Raw genomic sequence first — 8,187 nt, 5'->3', positions numbered from 1 at the left:
TGAAGAGTACAAGGTAGATAGGGCAGAGGTGGAAGTGCAGTAATGTATGGAGCTGACTGTTACTAATCGGTCGAGGGCATGACCCAAAGAGAATAGCAAACGACAAGCGAAGCTTGAAGAGCTAAGAAGCGTCAAATATTTTTCGAATTCAATGTGCAGTTTTGAAGGTACAAGCCTTTATAATCCTTGATAGCTCAATGGTAGAGCACACGGCTGTTAACCGTGGTGTTGTAGGTTCGAGCCCTACTCAGGGAGTTTAGTTAACGCTAGTGAAATGCTATGCATTATGCATAACAGCCAGATTGAACCTTATTAGTTTAGTTGAGTGCTGTGTTAATGTTCTCATTCTAATTATTAAGGCTCCATGGTCAAGCGGTTAAGACACCGCCCTTTCACGGCGGTAACAGGGGTTCAAATCCCCTTGGAGTCATTCAAAATATAAAATGGCGACATAGCCAAGTGGTAAGGCACGGGTCTGCAACACCCTCATCACCAGTTCAAATCTGGTTGTCGCCTCTCTATAAAAAGTCCTCATAAACTTAAGGTTTATGAGGACTTTTAACTTATAATAAAGCTTTTAATATGATATTCAAGAAGGAAAATGTAATTTAAAATAAGAAAAGATCGTATAATGATATTTACCTGAATGCTAAAGTTGATATATCTAAATAGAATGTGTAGCTATCATTAAAGTATTCTTTCCGTTACTTTTGGCTGAGTATAAAGCATCATCAGCTAAATTAATAAGATCAATATAATTTTTAACATCAGATGTTACTCTTGATGAAATACCAATACTAATGGTAATTCTTTTATATGGAGAATTAATATTTTCTATGTTTAATTCATTAACCATTTGTATTAGTTTTCTTGCAAATATAATTACTTCACTAAGAGCATGTTTAGAGTCAACTAAAACAAATTCTTCACCTCCGTAACGAGCAATGTAACAGGAGTTATCCTCTTCAAATTGTTTGAATAGTTGACCAATAGTTGAAAGACAATTATCACCACAAATATGACCGTAGGAATCGTTATAATTCTTGAAATTATCAACATCAATCATCATAAGAGTAAGACAGTCATTGTGTATAGTATCAAATTGATTTACAATAAAATTGTTAAAGCTTCTTCTATTGTGAAGTCCAGTTATTTCATCAGTATTGCATGCATGTTCTAGCTTCATATTTGTCCTTATTTCAGTGATCCTTGCACATGTAACAGTATAGGATGTAATAGCACTTATAAGCAGGCAGGCGATGATATTTGTCATATCAATACATGCAATAGTATTTGATTTTAACATTTTTGAAAACGTAATGTAAAAAATAGTGAAAATTAGGGTATATAATGTAATTTGAATTGTTGGTAATATAAATAGTAAAGGAATGCAAATAACAAAAACAGGATACATAACGGATGTTAAATTTGGTAAATTAAAACAACCAATATAAATCCCATAGATATAAAGTAAAGTTATTACAAAATATAAATTTCTATTTGATATAAAAAATCCATGTTTATGAACATGTTTATACAGTAAGTTAATAATAATAAATATAATAAAATATATTAGATATACATTGAATAATTTTTCCAAATTAGTAAATTGACTATAAATGCAAAAAAATCCGAATATAAATACAGCCACATTATTTAAAATATTCAAAGAGTGAAAGTTTATGGCACTAATTTTGTTTTTGTTGAGAATAAAAAAATCTTTACCCGCATTGTTATAAGACCATTTTAAAAAAAAATTTTTTAATTTCATTAATAATAAAAATACCTTTCAGTAAATTAATTTTATAGTTCATTTTATAAATACTTAATTAATGTTATATAGTTTTTATAATACATTATAAATAGGCTAATATCAACAAATTTCAACAAATAATTATATAATACGACATGGAAATTATATGATATTATATGATATTATATCGAACCAATCATTAATCAACCATTTAGTCAGTTACTTTTCCAATAATTAAAAAGACAAATGTATTAAAAATTTTATAATATGGAATAATTATATAATTTATTCATATAAATAAATAGAACATATTTTAAGGGTGACTATACTTGACAAAAGAGTAGTAGCGTTATATAATAAATACTGTTCGAAACTAAGTGTCATAGTAACTTAGTGAATATTCCATATAACGCGGGGTGGAGCAGTCTGGAAGCTCGTCGGGCTCATAACCCGAAGGTCGTAGGTTCAAATCCTGCCCCCGCAATTAGTATTAAGCCATCATTCCATATTGCAGAAATTGGAATGGTGGTTTTCTTAATATACATATTATTTGTAATATAAATCTAAACAATGATATAAAATGAATAAATATTTTAGTTAATATAATATAAAATTTATTACGATGATTATAAGGGGCTTTTATGGAAAAGTGGTTTATTGAAAAAGAAAAAAATTTAGATAGGCTGTTCATTGTATTTGTTTTTCTAATACTTATAGGATGGATGGTTATCCAGCCATTAGGAGCAGGACCAGATGAAAGAATGAGGTATTCTATTGTTCAGTATATTTTTCTTCATTGGAGGCTGCCACAAGGAGGAGATCCTGAGATATTGGACAAAACCTGGGGATTTTCCTATGCATTTCAGCCGATACTTCCATATTTGATATCCGCCGTATTTGTTAAAATAGGTACTTTATTTACAATGAACGGTAATATTTTAATATTATTTGCAAGAACCGTGAATATAATTATTGGAATTGTTATGGCTGTTATAACTAGAAAATTATCTAAAAAGATATTCGCGTCAACTCTTGCCGCATGGCTTTTTACCTTATTAGTCGTATTGTTGCCGCAACAACTGTTTATGCATACTTATGTAAATACAGATTCAATGGCATTAATGTCGACAGTGCTTATTGTGTATGCATGGATTAATGGAAGTGAAACAGATTGGAACTGGAAAGCCAGGATTCAATTATCGATTGGAATTATTTTATGTGCTATGTCCTATTATAATGCTTATGGATATATCTTATGCAGTATGATCCTATTTTTATTTTTCTATGTTCAAGTCATTGAAAAAAGAATAAATATAGAATGGGGTAAACTGCTAAAAAAGGGTAGTTTCATTGCAATAATAGTAATAATTGGTATAGGATGGTGGTTTATTCGCAGCTATATCATATACGATGGTGATTTTTTGGGCCTAAGAGTTAGAGATGAATATGCTGAAATTTATGCCATTGATTCTTTAAAACCATCTATACATGAAACTTATTATAACCAAGGATATTCAATATGGTATATGCTAAAAAACTCTAATTTTGTTATTTTAACTACAAAAAGCTTCATTGCTATGTTTGGAAATATGGAAGTTGGAGTATATAGCTGGATTTATAAAGGTTATTTTTTTATCATAGCAGTTGGATTAATAGGAATGTTGATACCTCAAAAGGAAAGAATATATTTAACTGGTATTAGTGATAGAAGTGTCAAATTAATTAATGTGAATATGCTGATATGCATGATTATTCCTAATGTATTAAATGTCTGGGCAGCGTACTCATACGATTATCAACCTCAGGGTAGATATAGTTTACCAATGCTTGTTGCACTTATGTACTTTGTTTCAATTGGAATTTATAAGCTTATAAATATAATAATTAAAAAAGATAAGACTCGTCAATTAGTTTTATTTTGCATAGCAGCATGGATTTTGGTAGTATGTCTGGTATGTCTTAGAATGTTTATTTTTCCAATGTATCTATAAATATGTATCATTATTGAAATCAACAGACATGTTGGTTTTAATAGAAGGAGTAGAAAGTGAAGGATATAGTTAAGCTTCAGGAAATGATAAGCAACAGCAATAATATAGTGTTTTTTGGTGGAGCAGGGGTTTCTACTGAGAGTGGTATACCTGATTTTAGAAGTGTAGAAGGTTTATACAATCAAGAATATGATTTTCCTCCTGAAACAATTCTAAGTCATAGCTTCTACAAGAAGAATACGAAGGAGTTTTATCGGTTTTATAGAAATAAGATGATATGTTTTAGTGCGAAACCAAATGCAGCACATAAAAAACTTGCTGAATTAGAAAAGGTAGGTAAGTTAAAAGCGATTATTACTCAAAATATTGATGGACTTCATCAAATGGCAGGAAGTAAAGAAGTCTTAGAGCTTCATGGCTCTGTACATAGAAATTACTGCCAAAGATGCAGCAAATGCTATGATGCTCATTTTATTATGAATTCTGAAGAAATACCTATTTGTGAATGTCAAGGAGTTATCAAACCAGATGTAGTTTTGTACGAGGAGGGACTTAATAATCACACCTTAGAGTCTGCTGTAAACTATATAAGGAATGCAGAGGTATTGATAATTGGAGGAACTTCGTTAGCTGTATATCCAGCTGCTGGATTAATTGATTATTACAGAAAAGACAAGCTGATTTTAATTAATAAGACGGCAACTCCAATGGATAAAAGAGCTGATTTACTGATAAGCGGCAGTATAGGAGAAATTTTTTCTAAATTGGAAGTAGAATAGTTAGGAATTGTAAACCAAATTTAATGGTGATAGGAGTAGCGTAGATGGAAATTAAGTATAATTATGAAATAGGAGATATTGTAAGACTAAAGAAAAAACACCCTTGCGGTAGCTTTGAATGGGAAATACTAAGAGTAGGTGCTGATTTTCGTCTGAAATGTTGTGGTTGTGGACATCAGGTTATGATAGCCAGAAAGTTGGTAGAAAAGAATACTAAGGAATTGAGAAAAAAAGCTTGAAAGTATGGACAATATATGTTAAAATCTTTATTTGTGATATATTATTAATTATTCCTTGTTCCTTACTTGATAAGGGGCCAGAGACCAAAAGGAGGTACTTAACATGAACAAATATGAATTAGCACTTGTTGTTAATGCTAAAGTTGAAGATGAAGTAAGAATAGCTTCTGTTGAAAAAGTAAAAGAATACATTACACGTTTTGGCGGAACTGTTACTAACATTGATGAATGGGGTAAGAAGAGATTAGCTTATGAAATTCAGAAAATGAAAGAAGGATACTACTACTTCATTCAATTTGAATCTAATTCAGATTGTCCAAACGAAGTTGAAAAGAACGTTCGTATTATGGAAACTGTTATTAGATATTTATGTGTTAGACAGGATGTAAAATAAAACTATAAATAACTTAAGCGTCTGATATCGAGATGTGGATTTCACATTTGCCAAACTGCAAGACGCGTATCGATGGAGGTAAATTATGAATAAAGTAATTTTAATGGGACGTTTAACAAGAGACCCAGAAGTAAGATATTCTCAAGGCGATAACGCTACAGCAGTTGCCAGATATAGCTTAGCAGTTGACCGTAGATTTAAAAGAGATGGTGAACCTAGTGCAGATTTCATCAACTGTGTGGCATTCGGAAAAACCGGAGAATTTGCTGAGAAATACCTGCATCAGGGTATGAAGATTGCTGTAACAGGTCGTATCCAAACTGGAAGCTATACAAATAAAGATGGTCAGAAAGTATATACGACAGATGTAATTGTGGAAGAGCATGAATTTGCTGAAAGCAAAGGTGCTGCTAACGAGGGTGGCTATCAAGCGGCTGCTAAACCATCACCAACTACTGCAGTAGGAGATGGATTTATGAATATACCTGATGGTATTGATGAAGAATTACCATTTAACTAATTATGATATAAACTTTGAATAAGGAGGTTTCATTATGGCTTACCAAAAGACTGAAAGATCTGAAGGTCAATTTAAAAGAAGACCAATGCGTAGAAGAAAGAAAGTTTGTGTATTCTGCGGAAAAGATAGCTCAATTGATTATAAAGATGTAAATAAATTAAAAAGATATGTATCTGAAAGAGGTAAAATTCTTCCTAGAAGAATCACAGGCAACTGTGCTAAGCATCAGAGAGCTCTTACTGTTGCTATTAAGAGAGCAAGACATATTGCTTTAATGCCTTACGTTATGGACTAAACCCTGCAATAGCAAGGGTTTTAGCAGTCGGGGAGAGTGATTTGACTCAACTTTGACTCATATTTTTATAAGATTTAGACCAATAGACTCATGTGAGTTTGTTGGTCTTTTTTGATTTTAAGGGGATAATGACGGAAAAAAGAGTTTTGTGTTAATTATTAAACTACTTAGAAATACAATTTAAAAACACCTTTTTTACGACTTTAAAAAGTAGAAAAGTAGAAGTATGCTTACAAAATTTGAAGGTCGTTTTCAAAATGTGAATTTCGCTTACAAAATGGGAAGGTGGTTTTGCATTTCAGCCATTTCAGGGGTATTAGTATTTAAGTAGTCTATTCGTGTTATCAAAAGTCTACTCGTGCTATTTGTATTGATTTTTATAATATTTTTTTGATAAAATATAAAAACATTTACATTTTCGGCGAAAAACTACGAAACAGGAAGAGAGCGAGTTTAAATTTATATGAGTTAGACTCATTATCTGAAGAATAATTTTATTAAATTGACTATGAATCATAGGAAAATGTTGGATGATAACTAGCTTATAGTATAATGACCTGAATTGGAAAAAAAGGGAATAAGGAGAAAAATATGAAATCTTTAAAGAAAATACTTTGTTTTATGTTGATTAGTGCACTGATGATAAATACTACAGTAGCTAATGCAGAGGAAGTTAGTTCGGAAACAGAAAATCTGCAAGATCATGATACAGTATATGTAAATGGGGTAGAATTTGACTTTGACTATGATGTTGAGACAGGAAATGTAATTGTTCAGGGAGAGACTGATGGAAGTTCTGCCGAAATGCTTTTGGAGACAGATGGTACTGCAGAGATATCCATTAATAATGTAGGGCAGGAAGATGAAGAATATAATTTAGAAATTCATGATTTAGATAAGAACAATATTGATGTTGATGTATATGATGGTGGTGATTTGGTTGAATCATATGATGATTATAATGATATAATAGAAGATGTATATGAAGAGCAGGAAGCAATTACATGGACGTTAGTTATTACAGCAGCTTTAATAATTACTGCCGTATGTGCAACTGCGTATATAACATACGAATCTGATGTTATGTATATTATGGCTTCTCAATTTTACAAATCTGTTACGGCTGCAAAGGAGGCTGTCAAAAAAGCTGCAAAGAATTGGTACTATCCAGCATATGATAATACATCTAAAAATATTGTATACATCTGTCCTTCAAAAATTAGTTTAACTAGTGCAGCAAAGTTGTTAAAGGCAAATGGAAATGTATATTCATTTACTTCAGCAATGGCGAAGAAAGCTATAAATTATAGTGGGTATGCACCTTATTCAAGTAATGGTTCTACTGGAGAAGTTCATAAAATCAAAGGTAAACTTGTTTTCTATCATTGGCATAAAGGAAAAACAAGCTCTTCTGGGGTTTTGAAAAAATCTGGTTCGGCACACTCATTATACGGTGCACCAATATCTTACTAAATTGGAGGAAAGTTTGGTGCAGTTTAGACATAAATGTTTGGCGGTTATAATATTATTTATTGTTTTAATTGGAATAGGGATTATATACATATATTGTAATGTAATATTTATAAAGCCAGATACTAACATTGGTCAAAATACAGTAAGCTTTGGTATTATTGATGGTGGTTTATCTGGGGAACACAGTAATGTGGTTGATACTAATGCAAACTACGAAGAAAAAAAGCTTACGCACGGTGATAAAATTCTTAATTTTATGAGTGAATATGTTTTTGATTCTTCATTTTATTATTATGATGCAGAAGATGATAATACAATATCAACAGATAAATTATTAGTCGGTTTACAATGGATGCTAGATAATAACGTTGAGTGTGTAAGTATTAGTTTAAGTAGCAAATTTTATTCAGAAGAAGTTGCTGACTGGATGAATGAAAATTCAAATGATATAAAAGTGTATGCAAGCTACAGTAATACAGTTAATTCATTAGATTATCCTGCAAGTTATAATAACGTAATTGGAGTTGGTTCTTCTGCGAAAATTGAGGTCAAGGAGAGTGATGTTATTTTTAGAAATTCAAAACTTATAGTATGGAGTACTCCATTTAGGTTTTATAGTGGGAATTCATATTTGGCTCCATACTGTATGGTAAGAGACAACATAAACAATTAATTAATAAGAGTTATAATTAGTGTCTCTCTGATGCAAATAGTGTCTGAATTAAAGACAAGAAGCAGAAGAT

The 8,187-nt window shown here is 31.2% G+C and carries 9 protein-coding genes, 4 tRNA genes and 1 rRNA gene; 13 read left to right on the top strand and 1 reads right to left on the bottom strand.

Going from position 1 to position 8,187, the window contains the following annotated elements; translation table 11 throughout:
* From C8E03_RS09710 to C8E03_RS09695, 4 genes are all read left to right on the top strand, one after another.
* Positions 1–86: ribosomal RNA gene (locus C8E03_RS09710) — 23S ribosomal RNA — on the top strand; the annotation flags it as partial.
* 97 nt (positions 87–183) lie between these two features.
* Positions 184–255, top strand: a tRNA-Asn gene (locus C8E03_RS09705).
* A 103-nt stretch (positions 256–358) separates the two neighbouring features.
* Positions 359–430: transfer RNA gene (locus C8E03_RS09700), tRNA-Glu, on the top strand.
* A 15-nt stretch (positions 431–445) separates the two neighbouring features.
* Positions 446–516: transfer RNA gene (locus C8E03_RS09695), tRNA-Cys, on the top strand.
* A 148-nt stretch (positions 517–664) separates the two neighbouring features.
* Here the strand turns inward: C8E03_RS09695 and C8E03_RS21955 are convergent.
* Positions 665–1,273 (bottom strand): GGDEF domain-containing protein, encoded by a 609-nt coding sequence (locus tag C8E03_RS21955; RefSeq protein ID WP_170122961.1) that lies wholly within the window; start codon positions 1,271–1,273, stop codon positions 665–667.
* Between the two features lie 890 nt (positions 1,274–2,163).
* On the opposite strand from C8E03_RS21955, the gene C8E03_RS09685 reads away from it, so the two are divergent.
* The 9 genes from C8E03_RS09685 to C8E03_RS09645 all read left to right on the top strand — a co-directional run bounded on the left by C8E03_RS09685 (position 2,164) and on the right by C8E03_RS09645 (position 8,117).
* A tRNA-Met gene (locus C8E03_RS09685) sits at positions 2,164–2,237 on the top strand.
* A gap of 157 nt (positions 2,238–2,394) precedes the next feature.
* Positions 2,395–3,744: a hypothetical protein gene (locus C8E03_RS09680; RefSeq protein WP_110290939.1), complete on the top strand. Its 1,350-nt coding sequence runs from the start codon at positions 2,395–2,397 to the stop codon at positions 3,742–3,744.
* Between the two features lie 56 nt (positions 3,745–3,800).
* Positions 3,801–4,523 (top strand): NAD-dependent protein deacylase, encoded by a 723-nt coding sequence (locus tag C8E03_RS09675; protein ID WP_094376179.1) that lies wholly within the window; start codon positions 3,801–3,803, stop codon positions 4,521–4,523.
* Positions 4,524–4,567: 44 nt separating this feature from the next.
* On the top strand, positions 4,568–4,762 hold the full coding sequence (locus tag C8E03_RS09670) for a DUF951 domain-containing protein (RefSeq protein WP_094376178.1): 195 nt from the start codon (positions 4,568–4,570) through the stop codon (positions 4,760–4,762).
* Positions 4,763–4,865: 103 nt separating this feature from the next.
* Positions 4,866–5,156: a 30S ribosomal protein S6 gene (rpsF, locus tag C8E03_RS09665; RefSeq protein ID WP_094376177.1), complete on the top strand. Its 291-nt coding sequence runs from the start codon at positions 4,866–4,868 to the stop codon at positions 5,154–5,156.
* A gap of 85 nt (positions 5,157–5,241) precedes the next feature.
* Positions 5,242–5,676, top strand: a complete 435-nt coding sequence (locus C8E03_RS09660) for a single-stranded DNA-binding protein (RefSeq protein ID WP_094376176.1) — start codon at positions 5,242–5,244, stop codon at positions 5,674–5,676.
* A gap of 34 nt (positions 5,677–5,710) precedes the next feature.
* Complete coding sequence (gene rpsR, locus C8E03_RS09655) at positions 5,711–5,971, top strand: 30S ribosomal protein S18 (RefSeq protein ID WP_094376175.1); 261 nt, start codon at positions 5,711–5,713, stop codon at positions 5,969–5,971.
* Positions 5,972–6,562: 591 nt separating this feature from the next.
* Positions 6,563–7,444, top strand: a complete 882-nt coding sequence (locus tag C8E03_RS09650; protein WP_110290938.1) for a hypothetical protein — start codon at positions 6,563–6,565, stop codon at positions 7,442–7,444.
* Between the two features lie 16 nt (positions 7,445–7,460).
* Positions 7,461–8,117, top strand: a complete 657-nt coding sequence (locus C8E03_RS09645; protein WP_110290937.1) for a S8 family serine peptidase — start codon at positions 7,461–7,463, stop codon at positions 8,115–8,117.
* Positions 8,118–8,187: the final 70 nt, after the last annotated feature.

Origin of the sequence: Lachnotalea glycerini, from assembly GCF_003201285.1 — a bacterium.
In the GTDB taxonomy this organism is placed as follows: Bacteria; Bacillota; Clostridia; order Lachnospirales; family Lachnospiraceae; genus Lachnotalea; species Lachnotalea glycerini.
Note: the sequence above shows the minus strand (reverse complement) of the source record. Positions and strands in the feature narration are given on the sequence as shown.